20 protein-coding genes and 1 riboswitch are annotated in these 18,862 nt (G+C 53.7%); of the genes, 8 read left to right on the forward strand and 12 right to left on the reverse strand.

Annotated features, from left to right (window positions below; genetic code table 11):
- Positions 1 to 22: 22 nt before the first annotated feature.
- Positions 23 to 2,167, reverse strand: coding sequence for an ATP-dependent DNA helicase DinG (gene dinG / locus J1G48_RS15060; protein ID WP_001218637.1), 2,145 nt, complete (start codon positions 2,165 to 2,167; stop codon positions 23 to 25).
- Positions 2,168 to 2,374: 207 nt separating this feature from the next.
- Entirely contained in the window at positions 2,375 to 3,736 is a 1,362-nt protein-coding gene (gene rhlE, locus J1G48_RS15065) for an ATP-dependent RNA helicase RhlE (RefSeq protein ID WP_000007065.1), read from the reverse strand.
- Between the two features lie 229 nt (positions 3,737 to 3,965).
- Between rhlE and cecR the strand changes: the two genes are divergently transcribed.
- The 5 genes from cecR to J1G48_RS15090 all read left to right on the forward strand — a co-directional run bounded on the left by cecR (position 3,966) and on the right by J1G48_RS15090 (position 9,709).
- Positions 3,966 to 4,640, forward strand: coding sequence for a transcriptional regulator CecR (cecR, locus tag J1G48_RS15070; protein ID WP_001025254.1), 675 nt, complete (start codon positions 3,966 to 3,968; stop codon positions 4,638 to 4,640).
- Entirely contained in the window at positions 4,640 to 5,635 is a 996-nt protein-coding gene (hlyD, locus tag J1G48_RS15075; RefSeq protein ID WP_000743436.1) for a secretion protein HlyD, read from the forward strand. The genes cecR and hlyD overlap by 1 nt, the downstream gene beginning before the upstream one ends.
- On the forward strand, positions 5,628 to 7,364 hold the full coding sequence (locus J1G48_RS15080) for an ATP-binding cassette domain-containing protein (protein ID WP_001287612.1): 1,737 nt from the start codon (positions 5,628 to 5,630) through the stop codon (positions 7,362 to 7,364). Before hlyD ends, J1G48_RS15080 begins: the two co-directional genes overlap by 8 nt.
- Positions 7,357 to 8,487 carry an ABC transporter permease gene (locus tag J1G48_RS15085; RefSeq protein ID WP_000045765.1) on the forward strand — a complete coding sequence of 377 codons (1,131 nt, stop codon included), beginning with the start codon at positions 7,357 to 7,359 and terminating at the stop codon, positions 8,485 to 8,487. Before J1G48_RS15080 ends, J1G48_RS15085 begins: the two co-directional genes overlap by 8 nt.
- A gap of 115 nt (positions 8,488 to 8,602) precedes the next feature.
- On the forward strand, positions 8,603 to 9,709 hold the full coding sequence (locus J1G48_RS15090; RefSeq protein WP_000469050.1) for an ABC transporter permease: 1,107 nt from the start codon (positions 8,603 to 8,605) through the stop codon (positions 9,707 to 9,709).
- On the opposite strand, the gene J1G48_RS15095 is transcribed toward J1G48_RS15090, so the two are convergent.
- Entirely contained in the window at positions 9,671 to 10,081 is a 411-nt protein-coding gene (locus J1G48_RS15095) for a YbhQ family protein (RefSeq protein ID WP_000871970.1), read from the reverse strand. The genes J1G48_RS15090 and J1G48_RS15095 overlap by 39 nt on opposite strands.
- A 132-nt stretch (positions 10,082 to 10,213) precedes the next feature.
- Here J1G48_RS15095 and J1G48_RS15100 point away from each other — a divergent pair, with 132 nt between their 5' ends.
- From J1G48_RS15100 to J1G48_RS15110, 3 genes are read left to right on the forward strand one after another with little or no spacing between them, the layout of a single operon-like run.
- Complete coding sequence (locus J1G48_RS15100; protein ID WP_000192039.1) at positions 10,214 to 10,972, forward strand: endonuclease/exonuclease/phosphatase family protein; 759 nt, start codon at positions 10,214 to 10,216, stop codon at positions 10,970 to 10,972.
- Positions 10,969 to 12,210 carry a cardiolipin synthase ClsB gene (gene clsB / locus J1G48_RS15105; protein WP_000649639.1) on the forward strand — a complete coding sequence of 414 codons (1,242 nt, stop codon included), beginning with the start codon at positions 10,969 to 10,971 and terminating at the stop codon, positions 12,208 to 12,210. Before J1G48_RS15100 ends, clsB begins: the two co-directional genes overlap by 4 nt.
- Complete coding sequence (locus tag J1G48_RS15110) at positions 12,210 to 13,172, forward strand: YbhN family protein (protein ID WP_001129817.1); 963 nt, start codon at positions 12,210 to 12,212, stop codon at positions 13,170 to 13,172. The genes clsB and J1G48_RS15110 overlap by 1 nt, the downstream gene beginning before the upstream one ends.
- 2 nt (positions 13,173 to 13,174) lie before the next feature.
- Here J1G48_RS15110 and J1G48_RS15115 read toward each other — a convergent pair whose 3' ends face one another.
- From J1G48_RS15115 to moaA, 9 genes are all read right to left on the reverse strand, one after another.
- Complete coding sequence (locus tag J1G48_RS15115; RefSeq protein WP_001052197.1) at positions 13,175 to 13,735, reverse strand: hypothetical protein; 561 nt, start codon at positions 13,733 to 13,735, stop codon at positions 13,175 to 13,177.
- Positions 13,736 to 13,742: 7 nt separating this feature from the next.
- Positions 13,743 to 14,351 carry a hypothetical protein gene (locus tag J1G48_RS15120; RefSeq protein WP_001574057.1) on the reverse strand — a complete coding sequence of 203 codons (609 nt, stop codon included), beginning with the start codon at positions 14,349 to 14,351 and terminating at the stop codon, positions 13,743 to 13,745.
- Between the two features lie 23 nt (positions 14,352 to 14,374).
- On the reverse strand, positions 14,375 to 15,082 hold the full coding sequence (locus J1G48_RS15125) for a Bax inhibitor-1 family protein (protein ID WP_000529058.1): 708 nt from the start codon (positions 15,080 to 15,082) through the stop codon (positions 14,375 to 14,377).
- Between the two features lie 144 nt (positions 15,083 to 15,226).
- Entirely contained in the window at positions 15,227 to 15,931 is a 705-nt protein-coding gene (locus J1G48_RS15130) for a Bax inhibitor-1/YccA family protein (protein ID WP_000373611.1), read from the reverse strand.
- Between the two features lie 47 nt (positions 15,932 to 15,978).
- A complete protein-coding gene (gene moaE, locus J1G48_RS15135; RefSeq protein WP_001209387.1) occupies positions 15,979 to 16,431 on the reverse strand; it encodes a molybdopterin synthase catalytic subunit MoaE in 453 nt (150 codons plus the stop codon).
- Position 16,432: 1 nt separating this feature from the next.
- Positions 16,433 to 16,678 (reverse strand): molybdopterin synthase sulfur carrier subunit, encoded by a 246-nt coding sequence (moaD, locus tag J1G48_RS15140; RefSeq protein WP_000598596.1) that lies wholly within the window; start codon positions 16,676 to 16,678, stop codon positions 16,433 to 16,435.
- Positions 16,671 to 17,156 carry a cyclic pyranopterin monophosphate synthase MoaC gene (moaC, locus tag J1G48_RS15145; protein ID WP_000080897.1) on the reverse strand — a complete coding sequence of 162 codons (486 nt, stop codon included), beginning with the start codon at positions 17,154 to 17,156 and terminating at the stop codon, positions 16,671 to 16,673. Before moaC ends, moaD begins: the two co-directional genes overlap by 8 nt.
- A 2-nt stretch (positions 17,157 to 17,158) precedes the next feature.
- A complete protein-coding gene (moaB, locus tag J1G48_RS15150) occupies positions 17,159 to 17,671 on the reverse strand; it encodes a molybdenum cofactor biosynthesis protein B (protein ID WP_000084606.1) in 513 nt (170 codons plus the stop codon).
- A gap of 21 nt (positions 17,672 to 17,692) precedes the next feature.
- Entirely contained in the window at positions 17,693 to 18,682 is a 990-nt protein-coding gene (gene moaA, locus J1G48_RS15155; RefSeq protein ID WP_000168181.1) for a GTP 3',8-cyclase MoaA, read from the reverse strand.
- Positions 18,670 to 18,814, reverse strand: a riboswitch (molybdenum cofactor riboswitch). Its footprint overlaps the gene before it by 13 nt.
- Between the last annotated feature and the right edge of the window lie 48 nt (positions 18,815 to 18,862).

Genomic DNA, 18,862 nt, shown 5'->3' on the forward strand with positions numbered 1-18,862 from the left:
TCCTTGAAGTGTGCTCACAGCATTAACGCCGTCGGCGGCGTGCAGGTTTTGCTTTTGGTTTTACTATAACGTCTGGCACGGCAGGCTGCTCTATCGGAAAAACAGGTAAGGCATTCAGTAAACGCTGTCCGTAGTTTTTGGTCAACAAACGCTTATCATAAATGACCACTTCTCCCCGACAGGCATGGCTACGGATCAATCGCCCTACCTGCTGAATTAAATTAAAAGACGCGCTTGGTAAACTTTGTACCTCAAACGGATAACGATTCAGGCTTTTTAGCCATTCGCCTTCGGTGATCACGACCGGGCTGTCGATCGGCGGGAAGGCAATTTTATGGATATGGACCTGCGTCAGCAGCTCGCCTTTAAGATCCAGCCCTTCGGCAAAAGACTGAAGCCCAACCAGCACGCTGCGTTCGCCGCTCTCCACCCGTTTACGGTGTAGCTCCACCAGCCGGTAACGCGGCTGGTCGCCCTGGACCAGGAGGAGTAAGCGCACATCAGCGACATGCTCCAGAAAACGCTGCATCGCCCGCCCGCTGGCGAACAGTACCAGCATACCATGATGTTTTTTGCTCTCCAGTTGCTCACGAAAATAGGCCGCCATTTCGGCAATATGCTGCTCTTCGTTATCAATGGTGGGTTCGTAGCGCATTTGAGGAATCACCAGTTTCCCCTGTTCCACATGATTAAACGGCGAATCCAGCGCCACAAAGCGGTCGCCGGCTTTTTCTTTTAAGCCGCTCATTTCCTGCAGGCGCGAAAAGCTATTGAGCGAGCGCAGTGTCGCCGAGGTGACAATAATGTGCGGTACGCTGCGCCATAACAATCTTTCCAGCTGCTCGCTGACGCGGATACCGACACAATGGAACCAGACGTGGAGTTGCCCTTCGCGTATTTCACGCGTCGCCCATTTGGACACCGGCGCGCCTGAAGACTGCGCCATCGAAGCCAGCCGCCATAATTTACTTTGCGCCTCGAACATTCCCAGCGCCCGGTTCATCTGTAAAATCACCCGATGCAAACGCACAATATCGTGCGACCCGGTTTTTTCGCTGAGATCGTTGAGAAAGGACTCCGCCAGCCCACGCAGCGTCTCGGTCAGCTTCGCCAGTCGCTGGCAGATTTCCATGACCTCATCAGGCAACTCGCCCATTGCAAAACGGTGCTCCGCCTCCTGCGCTGCGGGCATATACAGATTAAGAATGGCATTGAGCGAGGCGATCAGTTCGTACACCTCCTCGCAATGGGCGTTAAGTCGCTCAGGGTTCGCTAACGGCGGCGTGGTTTTAGGGCGAAACTGCTCCATGCAGGTCGCCACCAGTTTGCTGAACAGATCCAGTTGCAAGCGATACCAGGAGGCGGTAATTTCCGCGCTCATCTCCAGCGCATCGCGAGCGACATCGGGCAGATGATGACCTTCATCCAGTACCAACAGCAGATGCTTTGGTTCCGGCAGTACGGCTTCACTTTCCATCGCCGCCATTACCAGCGCGTGATTCGCCACCACGACTTCCGCTTCCTGTATTTCACGTCGGGCGACAAAGAATGGACACTCGCGGTAATAGTGACAGTTGCGGTTCAGACAACTGGCTTTATCGGTACTTAATCGCCGCCACAGATCGTCGTCAATAGCAATGTCGGTATGATCCCGCAGACCATCCCATTTGTAACCGTCAAGATCCCCTTTCAGCCTGGCGCAGCGCTTTTGCTCTTCCTGGTTGTTAGGCGTCAGTTCGTCATCAAGAAAGGCGAGCAGATCCTGCTGCGTAGGCTCGCTACTGGCGAGCGCCGCCAGGTTCCGCGGACACACGTAACGCCCGCGGCCAAAGGCGGCGGTAAAGCGCAGATCGGGGATGATTTTTCGTAGCAGCGGCAAATCTTTGCTAAAGATCTGATCCTGTAACGCCACGTTAGCGGTACTGACCACCAGTGTTTTTTGCTCTTCCCGGGCAATGGCGATACCGGGAATAAGATAGGAGAGGGTTTTCCCGACGCCGGTCGGCGCTTCAATAGCCAGATGTCTCCCTTCTTCCCCGGCCAGCGTTCTGGCGACGTCAGCAATCATCTGCCGCTGCGGCGCACGGGGAATAAAGTCGGGAATCTGGTCCTGAAGCGCCTTATACCAGGCGGCGATTTGCGCTTTCAGCGCAGCGGTCAATGCCATGAGAAAACCTGAAGTACTGTATAAACAGCCACTATTGTGGCACATTTCAGGGGCGGGAAGTACCTTTTTTGCCGGTTCTGGAAGGCGGCTCGCAACGCGATGTGTATTTTGCCGGATGACGGTGCAAGCACCTTACCCGGCCTACGTATTTGCATAGTCCGTAGGCCCGGTAAGCGTCGCACTACCGGGCATGTTGCCGGATAAAATTTACTGGGCAGGCGTGATTCTGCGCGGGCGACGCGGCGGACGTGCTTTGTCGCCCGCGGGTTTCCCCTCGCCTGTGCGCGGTTTTGGTTTCGCCTTCGCCGCCCCGCTATCCTGGCGTCGCGGCTGCTGACTGCGCCCCGCTCCCCCCTGATTTTGTCCGCGTCCACGACCGCCGCCGCCGCGCTGCTGACGACCGTTCTGAATCGGCTCCGCTTTAATCGACGGGTCCGGCTCATAGCCCGGCGTCGTAATGCGTGGGATCTCTTTTTTCAGCAACTTTTCGATATCACGCAACAATTTATGCTCGTCAACACAGACCAGCGACAGCGCCTCGCCAGTTGCCGCCGCGCGACCGGTACGGCCAATACGGTGTACATAATCTTCCGGTACGTTCGGCAGTTCATAGTTGACCACGTGCGGCAGTTCTTCAATATCCAGACCACGCGCCGCAATATCCGTCGCCACCAGCACGCGAATATCGCCGGATTTAAAATCGGCCAGCGCGCGGGTACGTGCGCCCTGCGATTTATTACCGTGGATCGCCGCGCTGCGAATACCGTCTTTATTAAGCTGTTCCGCCAGATGGTTCGCGCCATGCTTGGTGCGGGTGAAGACCAACACCTGCTGCCAGTTGCCCTGGCCAATCATCTGCGACAACAGTTCACGTTTGCGTTTTTTATCGACAAAGTGCACGTGCTGCGTTACCTGCTCTGAGGCCGTGTTGCGGCGCGCCACTTCGATTTCCAGCGGGTTGCGCAACAGCTTTTCGGCGAGCGCTTTGATGTCGTCAGAGAACGTGGCGGAGAACAGCAGATTCTGACGCTTCGCCGGCAGTTTCGCCAGCACGCGACGAATGTCGTGAATGAAGCCCATATCCAGCATACGGTCGGCTTCATCCAGTACCAGAATCTCAATCTGATCCAGCTTCACGGCATTTTGATGTTCCAGGTCGAGCAGACGTCCCGGCGTCGCCACCAGCACATCCACGCCGCCGCGCAGTTTCATCATCTGCGGATTGATGCTTACGCCGCCAAATACCACCAGCGAGCGAATGTTGAGATATTTACTGTAATCTCTGACGTTTTCGCCAATTTGCGCCGCCAGCTCGCGGGTTGGCGTGAGGATCAACGCGCGCACCGGGCGACGACCTTTAGCGTGCGGCTGATGGGTAATCAGATGCTGCAATAATGGCAGGGTAAAACCCGCCGTTTTACCGGTTCCGGTCTGGGCGCTGGCCATCAGATCGCGGCCTTCCAGCACGGCGGGAATCGCCTGTTGCTGAATAGGGGTAGGTTCACGGTAACCCTGCTCGGCAATGGCGCGCAGGATATCAGGGTTTAATCCCAGGGAATCAAAAGACATAACTACTCCGGACCGCCCCGACCGTTGCCGGTGTAGTTTTCAGGGAGATGCTCAAATTTGGAATGACAAAAACCACAATGTCATGAAGGGGCGGAGTGTAGCAGTTTTTGTGATGCGGCGCATAAATTATCCCGGAAGGTAGCAAAGACAAATTAATCGACCACACTGGACAAGTACCATTATGAGTCATAGTCTTAATCAATCGATTGATTAAGACTTAGGGCGTGTGATGAATATTCCCACTACGACCACCAAGGGCGAGCAGGCGAAAAGTCAGCTCATTGCCGCCGCGCTGGCGCAGTTTGGCGAGTATGGCCTCCATGCTACCACGCGCGATATCGCTGCGCTGGCGGGGCAAAATATTGCCGCCATTACTTACTATTTCGGCTCAAAAGAGGATTTATACCTCGCCTGCGCCCAGTGGATTGCCGATTTTCTTGGCGAAAAATTTCGCCCCCATGCTGAAAAAGCGGAGCGTCTGTTTAGCCAGCCTGCCCCTGACCGGGACGCCATACGCGAGCTCATTCTGCTCGCCTGCAAGAACATGATTATGCTGCTGACGCAGGAAGACACCGTTAACCTGAGCAAATTTATTTCACGCGAGCAGCTCTCTCCCACGTCGGCCTATCAATTGGTCCATGAACAGGTTATCGATCCGTTGCACACCCATCTGACAAGATTGGTTGCCGCTTATACCGGCTGCGACGCCAATGATACGCGCATGATTTTGCATACCCATGCCTTACTGGGAGAAGTACTGGCGTTTCGTCTCGGCAAAGAAACTATTCTGTTACGTACCGGCTGGCCGCAGTTTGATGAAGAAAAAGCGGAGCTGATTTACCAGACGGTAACCTGCCACATCGATCTTATTCTGCACGGTTTAACGCAAAGGAGTCTGGACTGATGAAAAAACCTGTCGTTATCGGACTGGCAATCGCAGCGATCGTCGCTGTGATTGCCGGTGGAACCTGGTGGTATCAAAGTCGGCAGGACGATGGGCTGACGCTATACGGTAATGTCGATATCCGTACCGTCAATATCAGCTTTCGCGTCGGCGGCAGGCTGGCGTCGCTGAATGTTGATGAAGGCGATACTATCAAAGCCGGACAGGTGCTCGGCGAACTGGATCACGCGCCATACGAAAACGCGCTAATGCAGGCGAAAGCTGGCGTGTCGGTCGCGCAGGCGCAATATGATTTGATGCTGGCAGGCTATCGCGATGAAGAGATAGCCCAGGCCGCCGCCGCCGTCAGACAGGCGCAAGCCGCCTATGACTACGCGCAAAACTTTTATAACCGTCAGCAAGGTTTGTGGAAAAGCCGCACCATTTCCGCTAACGATCTGGAAAACGCCCGCTCATCGCGCGATCAGGCGCAGGCGACGCTGAAGTCCGCGCAGGATAAACTGAGCCAGTACCGTACCGGTAATCGTGAACAGGATATCGCCCAGGCGAAAGCCAGCCTGGAACAGGCAAAGGCCCAACTGGCGCAGGCGCAGCTTGATTTGCAGGACACCACGCTTATCGCGCCTGCCAACGGAACCTTGCTCACCCGCGCGGTCGAGCCTGGCAGTATGCTGAACGCCGGCAGCACGGTATTAACGCTCTCGCTGACCCGCCCCGTCTGGGTGCGCGCCTATGTCGATGAACGCAACCTCAGTCAGACGCAACCGGGGCGCGACATTCTGTTGTATACCGACGGTCGTCCTGACAAACCTTACCACGGCAAGATTGGTTTCGTTTCGCCCACCGCGGAATTTACGCCGAAAACCGTCGAAACGCCGGATCTGCGTACCGATCTCGTCTATCGCCTGCGCATTATCGTCACCGATGCGGACGATGCGTTACGCCAGGGGATGCCAGTCACGGTGAAATTTAATGACGAGGCACGGCATGAGTGAGGCCGTTATTACGCTGCACGGTCTGACGAAGCGCTTTGCGGGAATGGATAAACCCGCCGTCGCGCCGCTCGACTGTACCATTCATTCCGGTTATGTCACCGGGCTGGTAGGGCCGGACGGCGCAGGAAAAACCACGCTGATGCGTATGCTGGCGGGCCTGCTCAAAGCCGATGGCGGCAACGCGTCAGTATTGGGCTTCGACCCGATACAAAACGACAGCGAGCTGCACGCGGTTCTGGGCTATATGCCGCAGAAATTCGGTCTGTATGAAGATCTTACCGTCATGGAGAACCTTAATCTCTATGCCGATTTACGCAGCGTTACCGGCGAGATACGGGAAAAGACCTTTGCCCGTTTGTTGGAGTTTACCGCCCTCGGCCCTTTCACTGGCCGTCTGGCAGGAAAATTGTCCGGCGGGATGAAGCAAAAACTGGGGCTGGCCTGTACGCTGGTCGGCGAACCGAAAGTGCTGCTGTTGGATGAACCGGGCGTTGGCGTTGACCCGATTTCACGGCGCGAGTTGTGGCAAATGGTCCACGAACTGGCGGGCGACGGGATGCTGATTTTATGGAGCACCTCCTATCTGGATGAAGCCGAACAGTGCCGCGATGTGCTGCTGATGAATGAAGGCGAGCTGCTCTATCAGGGCGAACCTAAAGCGCTGACGCAAACGATGGCCGGTCGTAGCTTTCTGATGAGCAGTCCACAGGAAAACAACCGTAAGTTACTACAGAGAGCGCTCAGACTGCCGCAGGTGAGCGACGGCATGATTCAGGGGCGTTCGGTACGCCTGATCCTGAAAAAAGAGGCGACCGCAGCAGATATTCGTCAGGCCGAAGGAATGCCGGAAATCACCCTCAATGAGACCGCGCCGCGCTTCGAAGATGCGTTTATCGATCTGCTTGGCGGAGCGGGAACCTCGGAGTCTCCGCTGGGTTCAATCCTGCATACGGTTGAAGGCACTGCCGGCGAAACGGTGATTGAAGCGCAGGAACTGACGAAAAAATTTGGCGATTTCGCGGCCACGGACCATGTTAATTTCGTCGTACAACGCGGCGAGATTTTTGGCCTGCTCGGCCCGAACGGCGCGGGTAAATCAACCACCTTTAAAATGATGTGCGGCCTGCTGGTGCCGACGTCCGGCAAGGCGCTGGTGCTGGATATGGACCTGAAAGTCAGCTCCGGCAAAGCCCGTCAGCATCTGGGCTATATGGCGCAAAAATTTTCGCTTTACGGCAACCTGACGGTTGAGCAGAACCTGCGTTTTTTCTCCGGCGTCTACGGTTTGCGGGGCCGCGCGCAAAATGAAAAAATTCAGCGCATGAGTGAAGCGTTTGGTCTGAAAAGCATCGCGTCGCATCCCACCGATGCGCTGCCGCTGGGCTTTAAACAGCGACTGGCGCTGGCCTGCTCGCTGATGCACGAACCGGATATTTTATTCCTTGATGAACCAACGTCCGGGGTTGATCCCCTCACCCGCCGTGAATTTTGGCTGCATATTAATAGCATGGTGGAAAAAGGGGTCACGGTAATGGTGACGACCCACTTTATGGATGAGGCGGAATATTGCGATCGCATCGGACTGGTTTATCGCGGGAAGCTTATCGCCAGCGGTACGCCGGACGATCTCAAAGCGCAGGCCGCCGATGAGCAACAGGCCGATCCGACGATGGAGCAGGCCTTTATCACTCTCATCAATGACTGGGATAAGGAGCATACGCATGAGTAAGTCTCTCTCCTGGCGCCGCGTGCGTGCGTTGTGCGTCAAAGAGACGCGCCAGATCGTGCGCGATCCCAGTAGCTGGCTGATTGCGGTGGTGATCCCGCTGCTGTTGCTGTTTATTTTTGGTTACGGTATTAACCTCGACTCCAGCAAGCTGCGGGTGGGGATTCTGCTTGAACAACAAAGCCAGGAGGCGCTGGATTTCACTCATGCGATGACCGGTTCACCCTATATCGACGCGACCATTAGCGATAACCGCCATGAATTAATTGAAAAAATGCAGGCCGGACGCATTCGCGGACTGGTGGTGATTCCGGTGGATTTCGCGCAGCAAATGGCGCGCGACGGTGACAGCGCGCCAATTCAGGTGATTACCGACGGCAGCGAGCCAAACACCGCCAACTTCGTTCAGGGTTATGTGGAAGGCATCTGGCAAATCTGGCAACAGCAGCGGGCGGAAGATCGCGGCGACACCTTTGAACCGCTCATCGACGTCCAGACGCGCTACTGGTTTAACCCGGCGGCGATCAGTCAGCATTTTATCATTCCCGGGGCGGTGACCATTATCATGACGGTAATTGGCGCAATCCTCACCTCGCTGGTCGTTGCCCGCGAATGGGAGCGCGGCACGATGGAGGCGCTGCTCTCAACCGAAGTGACGCGTGTTGAACTGCTGCTGTGTAAGCTTATTCCCTATTACTTTCTCGGTATGCTGGCGATGCTGCTCTGTATGCTGGTATCGGTGTTTATTCTCGGCGTGCCGTATCGCGGTTCGCTGGTGATTCTGTTTATCATCACCAGTCTGTTTTTACTGAGTACGCTGGGGATGGGGCTGTTGATTTCCACCATCACTCGCAACCAGTTTAACGCCGCGCAGGTGGCGCTGAACGCCGCCTTTTTGCCCTCGATTATGCTGTCCGGATTTATCTTCCAGATAGACAGTATGCCTGCGGTGATCCGCGCGGTGACCTATATTATTCCGGCGCGCTATTTTGTCAGCACCCTGCAAAGTCTGTTTCTGGCCGGCAATATTCCGGTCGTGTTAGGCGTTAACGTACTGTTTTTAATCGCCTCGGCGGTGATGTTTATTGGCCTGACGTGGCTAAAAACCAAACGACGACTGGATTAAATATGTGTATGGATAATTGTCGTCGTAGGCCGGATAAGGCGTTCACGCCGCCATCCGGCATTATGCCTGATGCGCTTTGCTTATCAGGCCTACAAACTGGACTGAGAGGACGGACATGTTTCATCGCTTATGGACGTTAATTCGCAAAGAACTGCAATCGCTTTTACGCGAACCGCAAACGCGCGCGATCCTGATTCTGCCGGTGCTGATTCAGGTCATCCTGTTTCCGTTCGCCGCGACGCTTGAAGTCACTAACGCGACTATCGCCATCTATAACGAAGATAATGGCAAACATTCGGTAGAACTTACCCAGCGCTTTGCCCGCGCGAAAGCGTTTACCCATGTGCTATTGCTGAACAGTCCGCAGGAGATCCAGCCGACTATTGATACGCAAAAAGCGCTGCTGCTGGTGCGCTTCCCGGCGGATTTCTCGCGGAATCTGGATACCTTCCAGCCTGCGCCGATGCAACTCATTCTTGATGGACGTAACTCCAATAGCGCGCAAATCGCCGCCAATTATCTGCAACAGATCGTCAAGGAGTATCAGCAGACATTGATGGACGGCAAGCCAAAGCCCAACAATAGCGAACTGGTGGTACGCAACTGGTATAACCCGAATCTGGACTACAAGTGGTTTGTGGTGCCCTCGCTGATCGCCATGATCACCACTATCGGCGTGATGATCGTCACTTCGCTGTCCGTCGCCCGCGAGCGTGAACAAGGCACTCTGGATCAGCTGCTGGTCTCTCCGCTCACCACCTGGCAGATTTTCGTTGGTAAAGCGGTGCCGGCGCTGATTGTCGCGACCTTCCAGGCCACGATCGTGCTGGCTATCGGCATTTGGGCATACCAAATTCCCTTCGCCGGTTCGTTAGCGCTGTTTTATTTCACGATGGTGATTTACGGGCTGTCGCTGGTAGGCTTTGGCTTGCTGATATCATCGCTTTGCGCCACGCAACAGCAGGCGTTTATCGGCGTCTTTGTCTTTATGATGCCGGCGATTTTGCTCTCGGGTTATGTCTCGCCGGTGGAAAATATGCCAGTCTGGCTGCAAAACCTGACGTGGATAAATCCTATCCGCCACTTTACTGATATTACCAAGCAAATTTATCTTAAGGATGCGAGTCTGGGGATTGTCTGGGGAAGTTTGTGGCCGCTACTGGTGATAGCGGCCACCACGGGTTCAGCGGCGTATGCGATGTTTAGACGCAAAGTGATGTAGCTTTTTATCTTTCGCCAGTAGCGAGACCACGGCGGGCCCGGCCAGGATAGCCAGCCCCGCCAGCGCCAGCAAGACATTGTTTTGCAATACGCGGGATAGCAGCCAGAGGACAATCAGCGCGGTGCCGAAGTACCAGGTGGTAGTCAGCTCTTCCAGCACATCCGCCACATCGCGCCAGCGTTGCTCATGATGGCGCTGCAACGCCAGCATCAGCAGTACCGTCACGCCATAAAGCACGCATAATCCCAGGCCGACGCGCACTAATGTGCCGCTCATCCAGCCTATTACCAGCATCGCCACTACCAGTAAATGCAACATAATCTGCCAACAACCGAGGCCGGTTGCGACACGAACGCGTTGTTGCCACTTCATGGCTTTTCTCCTGAAGCATTTTTCTCTCATTATTCAGAGTACCGAACTTTACGGAAAATTCCGTAAGACCGCATCTTTTTGTGACGACGACTACACTATTTCAATCAGGATAGTGACGCGGACAGGAAGAAAATGACTCAACACACGCGAAATTTTTCATTCAAAGTGCTCACAATTAATACGCACAAAGGTTTTACCGCCTTTAATAAACGCTTCATCCTGCCGGAGCTACGCGACGCCGTCAGAACGGTCGGCGCCGATATCGTCTGTCTGCAAGAAGTAATGGGCGCGCATGAAGTACATCCGCTGCATATCGAAAACTGGCCGGACACTACCCACTATGAATTTTTGGCCGACACCATGTGGAGCGATTTCGCCTATGGCCGCAATGCGGTCTATCCGGAAGGCCACCACGGTAACGCGGTTCTTTCTCGCTATCCCATTGAACATTATGAAAATCGCGACGTCTCGGTCGGCGGTAGCGAAAAACGCGGCGTGCTCTATTGCCGCATTACGCCGCCCATGCTCAACCGCCCTATCCACGTCATGTGCGTACATCTCGGCCTGCGGGAGAGCCACCGCCAGGCGCAGTTAACCATGCTGGCGGGATGGGTGAATGCCTTGCCGGAATCAGAACCGGTGCTGGTGGCCGGAGACTTTAATGACTGGCGGCAAAAGGCCGGCCCGCCGTTAAACGCGGCCGGGCTGGAGGAGATATTCACCCGTGCCCATGGCCGACCGGCGCGCACATTCCCGGTGAGTATGCCGCTGCTGCGACTCGATCGTATTTACGTCAAGAATGCGAACGCCAGTTCTCCTACGGCGCTACCGCTGCGGAACTGGCGACATTTATCAGACCATGCCCCCCTTAGCGCGGAGATCCATCTATGAAATGCGGCTGGCGTGAAGGTAATCAAATTCAGCTACTGGAAAACGGCGACCAGTTCTATCCTGCCGTGTTTGAGGCTATCGCTCAGGCACAGCAAAAAATCATTCTGGAAACCTTTATCTTGTTTGAAGATGAGGTGGGTAAAAAGCTCCATGCCGCTCTGCTAAAAGCCGCACAGCGCGGCGTAAAAGCCGAAGTATTACTCGACGGCTACGGCTCTCCCGATCTCAGCGACGCGTTTGTCGGCGAATTGACCTCAGCGGGCGTGATTTTTCGCTATTACGACCCCCGCCCGCGTCTACTGGGGTTGCGAACCAATATCTTCCGCCGAATGCACCGCAAAATTGTGGTGATTGATGATCGTATTGCCTTTGTCGGCGGCATTAACTACTCCGCCGAACATATGTCGGATTACGGCCCGCAGGCGAAACAAGACTACGCGGTACGGGTCGAAGGGCCTGTAGTGGCCGATATCCTGCAATTCGAAGTCGAGAATCTGCCGGGGCAAAGCCCCGCGCGCCGCTGGTGGAAGCGCCATCATCAGGCCGAAGAAAACCGCCACCCCGGCGAAGCGCAGGCGCTGTTTGTCTGGCGAGATAACGAAGAGCACCGCGACGATATCGAACGTCATTATCTGAAAATGCTGACCCAGGCAAAGCGTGAGGTGATTATCGCTAACGCCTATTTTTTCCCCGGCTATCGCTTGCTCCACGCAATGCGTAAAGCCGCCCGCCGTGGCGTGAGCGTAAAACTGATTGTCCAGGGGGAACCAGACATGCCGATAGTCAAAGTCGGCGCGCGGTTGCTCTATAACTATCTGGTGAAGGGCGGTGTGCAGGTTTATGAATACCGACGCCGTCCGCTGCATGGCAAAGTGGCGCTGATGGACGATCACTGGGCCACGGTAGGGTCGAGTAATCTCGATCCGCTCAGCCTGTCGCTTAACCTTGAAGCTAACCTGATCATTCACGATCGTACCTTTAACCAGACCCTGCGCGATAATTTACAAGGCATCATCGTGAATGATTGTAAGCAGGTCGATGAGTCTATGCTGCCGAAACGCACCTGGTGGAACCTGACCAAAAGCGTGCTGGCGTTCCACTTTTTACGTCATTTCCCGGCGCTGGTCGGCTGGCTACCTGCGCATACCCCGCATCTGGCGCAGGTTCCCCCGCCTGCCCAGCCGGAAATGGAAACCCAGGATCGCGTTGATCCAGAAAATACAGGAGTGAAGCCCTAATGGCTAAATCGCATCCGCGCTGGCGGCTGGCTAAAAAAGTGCTGACTTGGCTGTTTTTTATTGCGGTCGTCGTTCTGCTGGTGGTTTATGCTAAAAAGGTCGACTGGGGCGATGTCTGGACCGTCATCCGCGACTATAACCGCACGGCGCTTTTAAGCGCTGTAGGACTGGTGATCGTTAGCTATCTTCTGTACGGCTGCTACGACCTGCTTGGACGGCTTTATTGCGGCCATAAACTGGCGAAGCGACAGGTGATGTTGGTATCGTTCGTCTGCTATGCCTTTAACCTGACGCTCAGCACCTGGGTCGGCGGGATCGGGATGCGTTACCGACTGTACTCTCGCCTCGGGTTGCCCGGCAGTACTATCACGCGTATTTTCTCACTCAGCATTACCACTAACTGGCTGGGCTATATTCTGCTTGGCGGCATCATTTTTACCTTCGGCATTGTCCAGCTTCCCGACCACTGGTATATCGATGAAGGCACGCTACGAATTCTCGGTATCGTTTTATTGTTGATTATCGCGGTCTATCTGTGGTTTTGCGCCTTTGCGAAGCGGCGGCATATGACGATTAAAGGACAGAAACTGGTGCTGCCGTCATGGAAATTCGCGCTGGCGCAGATGGCGATCTCCAGCGCGAACTGGATGGCGATGGGCGCCATCATCTGGCTGCTGATGGGTCAGGATGTGAACTATTTCTTTGTGCTGGGCGTACTGCTGGTGAGCAGTATCGCGGGCGTCATCGTGCATATTCCGGCAGGCATCGGCGTGCTGGAGGCCGTATTCCTCGCGTTGCTGGCGGGCGAACATACGTCGCAAGGCACGATTATCGCCGCCCTGCTCGCGTACCGTGTGCTTTACTATTTTATTCCCCTGTTGCTGGCGCTGGTGTGCTATCTGATCCTGGAGAGCCGGGCGAAGAAGCTGCGGGCGAAAAACGAGCGGGCGATGGCGAAATGAATTTAAGCAGACGCGTTTTCGCTTTCCAGCACAACGCGTTTTATCCGGTAAAAATAAACATATGCTGAGAAAAAAGACGTATTCATCTGTAAGCGGGAAAAAAGCAGCAATGACCAGCTAAACAGCAGCAGGAGCACTTCGTTAAACTCACCCATGAATACTGATGACAGGGTACAGAACGTTGCCAACGTAACGGAAATAATGGCCAGTAATAGCGCATAGCGGTAAATAATGACCCCGCTCATTCTTCCTTTAAGCAGGAGCTGATTTGACGGGGTAAGAAAAGCGATATAGCCCACGGCCAGGAAGAAGACCAGCTCCAGATGCTTTTTATTGTGCAGCTCAAACTGCGCAATAACCATGTTTATACTGACGATCCATGTCATGGTCATCATAATCGCCGTAAGCCCAATAACGCCTCCGTGAGGAATACCTTGTTCATACCAGTTTTTTTTGTAGTGGCTGGCCGGATACACAGGTAACTTAATTTCTGGCGGGATCAACTGCCCTTTTTTCACCAGCTCCGCCAGTGTTTTTCCTGTTAGCCACGTCATCAGGTTCATGGGCTTATCATTTCCTTGTCTGTGAGGTGAGATATTTTTGTAATGCGACTCGCACTAATCGACGCCCCAGGCAGAAACGAATCATCATCGTAAACGTTTCGCCATTCATCACCCAGCGGCAAAGCACAACCATAATAATCGCGATAACCAGATCACTCTTTAGTTCGCTATTTTGATGGCACAACACGTCAAATAATCCAGTACCACAGAGCATAATATTTAATAAAAACAGTAAAACGCAGAGGCGCAACCCCAGGATAAAACCTTTGGCAATAAGCCATACCTCAGCCATAACACATAGCATCATACCTATAGCACTGCCAAAATAAATAATTATATTTAGTGGCCAATACAGGATAAACTTATCAAAAACAAAATGCGCACTGCACACACCTCCCACAAGAAGCATAAAACTAAACGCGCAAACAGGCGCAGGATTAGGTAATGAATGTTCCCATGAAAATCCGGTAATGAAATGAGAAATCAGCGCTGGCGGGCATTTCTTATTAAAATCCTCGCCGCCATTTTTAATGGCGCGAGTGACGTCTTTAGCTTCACAAAACGCTAACCAAAATTGTTTGCCACATAATTTACTCATTATACCCATCATCACCAACCTGAATAAAAAACCTGCAACGCCTACGGCCTGAAAGATAATAGTATTTCCAGAATCATCAAAATGATATAACGACACAGCGTAACCACAGCATTAATAATGCCAAGGTAAAGCGTCAGCGCGCCAAATAAAGCGCAACGAGACAGGGATGAAAACTCGCTGTGATATAACATGCGGGCATAACCATGAAGTGTCGATTTTTCTAGTGCTGTAATCAATGTCCATACCAATACCGTCAGCATACTGACTATCCAGACCATAGTGCTACTGGCCACCAGGCTATTGACAACTATCGCAGCGATGATCCCGCTTACCGCCATGAAGATTAACAGCCTGAATAGACCAGAACTGATATTCAGGTAGAAAATAAATAAGGCATTAAGACTAAACATGATTCCAACAATCACGAAAATGGTCGCGCCACTTGAGAAAAGGTAAGCTAATGACACGCCGGTAAGCGTAATGATGGCAATATATATCAACGTTGCGACAACAGTGCCAAAGCGGGAAAGACAGGTAACGGCCCCATACCCCAGACCAAGCAAAAGTGCTGATATCCACAAAACAACAACAGGTTGAACGTGGGTTATCAAAAAATGAGTATACAACGTTAACCATATAATGCCGGCGGTACACCATAGTCCCAACGCAGTATACCAATAGGTAAGGGATAACATTGTCGCGGGAATAAATGCTATTTGCCGTATACGTATTGCAGCCAGAGGTCCCACTTGTCATTTATCACTCTTCACATGATCACGTGATAAGAATGGCAAGCGCAGGAAAACATTTCTAAGATATTTATGCTGTTTCGCCCTAAATATAGTCCTAAAAAAATCCTGGCGCAAGGCCAGGATTTTAAGAGATCGCTATAATTAGCGGCGATTACCAAAAATACGCAGTAACATCAGGAACAGGTTGATAAAGTCCAGGTACAGCGTTAACGCGCCGAGAATCGAATATTTACGCAGATTAGCGCTATCGCGGGTATCTATTTGCTCGCCGATATTTTTCAGTTTCTGCGTGTCATAGGCTGTCAGACCGACAAACACCACCACCCCGATATAGGTTACCGCCCACATCAGCGCTTCACTCTTCAGCCAGAAATTGACCAGCGACGCCAGAACGATACCAATAAGCGCCATAAACAGCATATTGCCGAAACCGCTAAGATCGCGTTTAGTGGTGTACCCGTACAGGCTCATGGCGCCAAACATTCCCCCCGTCACCACAAACGTGCTGGCGATAGAGGAGTAGGTGTAAACGATAAAAATACTGGATAACGTCAATCCGGTTAGCGCCGAATAGAGCATAAACAGCGTCGTCGCCATTCCGGCGCTAAGTTTATGCACCAGTCCCGACAGAACAAACACCAGCGCAAGCTGGGCAATAATTAAGCCAAAGAAAGTGATCTTACTGGAAAAGACAAACATCATGACGGCTGGCGTATTAGCCGCATACCACGCGATAAACGCGGTCAGTAACAGTCCGACCGTCATCCAGCCATACACTTGCGCCATATAGGTCTGCAGGCCGGACCGCGCCTGCACTATTGAATCAGATCGTGGAAATCTGTCCATGATGAACTCCTGTGTGGAAATGATACCCTAAAGCGTATCACATTCTGCTACCAACGTTTCGCCAACTGCTGGTCGCTGTCGCGCGCTTCGACCCAGCGATCGCCTTCCGGCGTGGCTTCACGCTTCCAGAACGGCGCACGGGTTTTCAGATAATCCATAATGAACTGACCGGCGTCGAACGCGCTACTGCGGTGCGCGCTGGTGACGCCGACAAACACAATCTCATCGCCCGGCCATAATTCGCCAACGCGATGAATCACCGTGACCCGCCCCAGCGGCCAGCGGGAACGTGCCTCAACGACGATCTCCGCCAGAGCTTTCTCAGTCATGCCGGGATAATGCTCCAGCGTCAGCGCCTTAACGCTATCGCCCAGGTTATGATTGCGCACTTTTCCGGTAAAGGTGACGACCGCGCCGTCTTCGTCGCGCGCCGCCAGCCAGGAATATTCCTCCCCGACGCTAAACGGCGCAGGGCCGACTACAATTCGCGTTTCACGCATGTTAGCCCCCCGTGACTGGCGGGAAAAACGCCACTTCATCGCCCGCCGTCAGCGGATGGTCAAAACTTACCAGCGTCTGGTTGACCGCCGCCAACAGCTTACCGTCTTCCAGCGCCAGCGCCCAACGATCGCTCTTTGTCGCCAGATGCTGTCGCAGCGACTCAACGGTGGAAAAATCTGCTGGAAGATCCAGCGCATCAGTTCCTGTAAGCTCGCGAACCTGGGCGAAGAAAAGCACCTTAATCATGCGCATCCACCTTAAAATCCCCCGATTTGCCGCCGCTTTTCGCCAGCAGGCGCACCGGACCAATTACCATATCTTTTTGTACCGCTTTGCACATGTCGTAGATGGTTAACGCCGCGACGGACGCCGCGGTTAACGCTTCCATTTCGACGCCGGTTTTACCGGTCAGACGGCACAGAGACTCAATACGCACGCGGTTATACTCCGGCTCGGCCTGAAGCTGAATCTCCACTTTACTTAGCAGTAGCGGGTGGCACAGCGGGATCAGCTCCCAGGTGCGTTTGGCGGCCTGAATACCGGCAATTCGGGCGGTGGCGAAAACATCGCCCTTGTGGTGTTTGCCATCAACAATCATCGCCAGCGTTTCACTACGCATGGTAACGAATGCTTCCGCACGCGCTTCACGAACGGTTTCCGCTTTCGCGGAAACGTCCACCATGTGCGCTTCGCCTGCGGCGTTTATATGGGTTAATTGCGACATCGTTATTTCTTTAAATGAGGGTGAAAATTACATGGGCGTGTACGGGCATCCAGCTGCGGCGCAATGATATTCTCCCATGCGGTTCTGCACGCTTTTGTGGAGCCCGGCATGGCGAAAATCAAGGTGTTATTCGCCACGCCAGCTACCGCGCGCGACTGCAGAGTTGCGGTGCCGATCTCTTCAAACGAGAGCATGCGAAACACTTCGCCAAATCCTTCCACTTCACGATCGAACAGCGGCAACAGCGCTTCCGGCGCCTGATCGCCTTCGGTCAAACCGGTCCCGCCAGTTATCAATACGACCTGCACCTCATCACTGGCGATCCAGGCGGAAACCTGGGCGCGAATCGCGTAACGGTTCTCTTTAACGATGGCTTTCGCCACCACTTCATGCCCGGCCTCCTGCGCCGAATCACGCAGATAATGACCGGAGGTGTCGTCTTCTTCGCCGCGTCGGCTGGAAACAGTAAGAATAACGATGCGGGTCGGGATAAATTCAGCGCTGACCTGACTCATCTGAAATCTCCTTATTAAGGATTAACCGCCAATGTAAGATAAATTTTGCGTAATACCAGTATTGCTCTGGTGAAGGAAATGGGTCTGCTTTTTCTCCCGCAACGCGTCGGAAATACGTTTCTCAAGCGCGTATTGCTGCGCGTCATCCTGTAACAGGTCGCGTAAACTCACGCCGCCGTCGCCAAACAGACATAAATGCAGCTTACCGACGGACGAAACACGCAGGCGGTTACAGGTGGCGCAGAAATCTTTTTCATACGGCATAATGAGGCCGATCTCACCGGCGTAATCGGGATGACAAAAAACCTGCGCCGGGCCATCGCTGCGCTGGCGGAGCTGGTGGATCCAACCGCGCTTAATCAGCTCGTCGCGTAATACCTGACCCGAAATATGATGTTTGCGGAAGAGATCGCTCCCCTCGCCCGTCTCCATAAGTTCAATGAAGCGTAGCTGAATGGGGCGAGGCTGAATCCAGGCAAGGAAGGTATCCAACTGATGGTGATTCACGTCGCGCATCAGCACGGTGTTGACTTTCACCTTTTCGAAACCGGCGTCAAAGGCGGCATCGATGCCCGCCATCACCTGGCGGAATTTGTCCTGACCGGTAATCGCATGGAACTGACGCGCATCCAGACTATCCACGCTAACATTGACGCCCGTCAGCCCCGCTTCGCGCCAGTTCGCGGCATCGCGCGCCAGTCGATAACCGTTAGTGGTCACCGCGATCTGGCGAATAGCATCATTTTCACCCACGGCGGCAATGATGTCGGTAAAATCGCGGCGTAATGAAGGCTCGCCGCCGGTAAGACGCACCTTCTCCGTGCCAAGACTGGCAAAAGCGCGCGTAACGCGACGAATTTCATCGACGGTAAGGAAACCGTTGTTAGTGACGCCGCCAGGTTTGTAGCCATCCGGCAGACAGTAGGTGCAACGAAAGTTACACACATCGGTAATCGACAAACGCAAGTAGTAAAACTTACGCGCGAAAGCATCGGTAAGTTGTGAAGCCATGTACACCTTTCCAAATACGGGAGGCGGAGTCATTTCTTCCTGCGCCCTGGTGGCAAACGTTAAACGTTGTCACGGCCAAAGCACCGTATCAAAAATGACCCAGGTGCAGAGGCTAGAGTGTTTACTGTGGTTACGCCGATACTAGCGTGTAAATGACAATTTCGCCATCACGCTTTCGCT

This window comes from Salmonella sp. SAL-020 (assembly GCF_017372215.1).
Classification (GTDB): Bacteria; Pseudomonadota; Gammaproteobacteria; order Enterobacterales; family Enterobacteriaceae; genus Salmonella; species Salmonella enterica.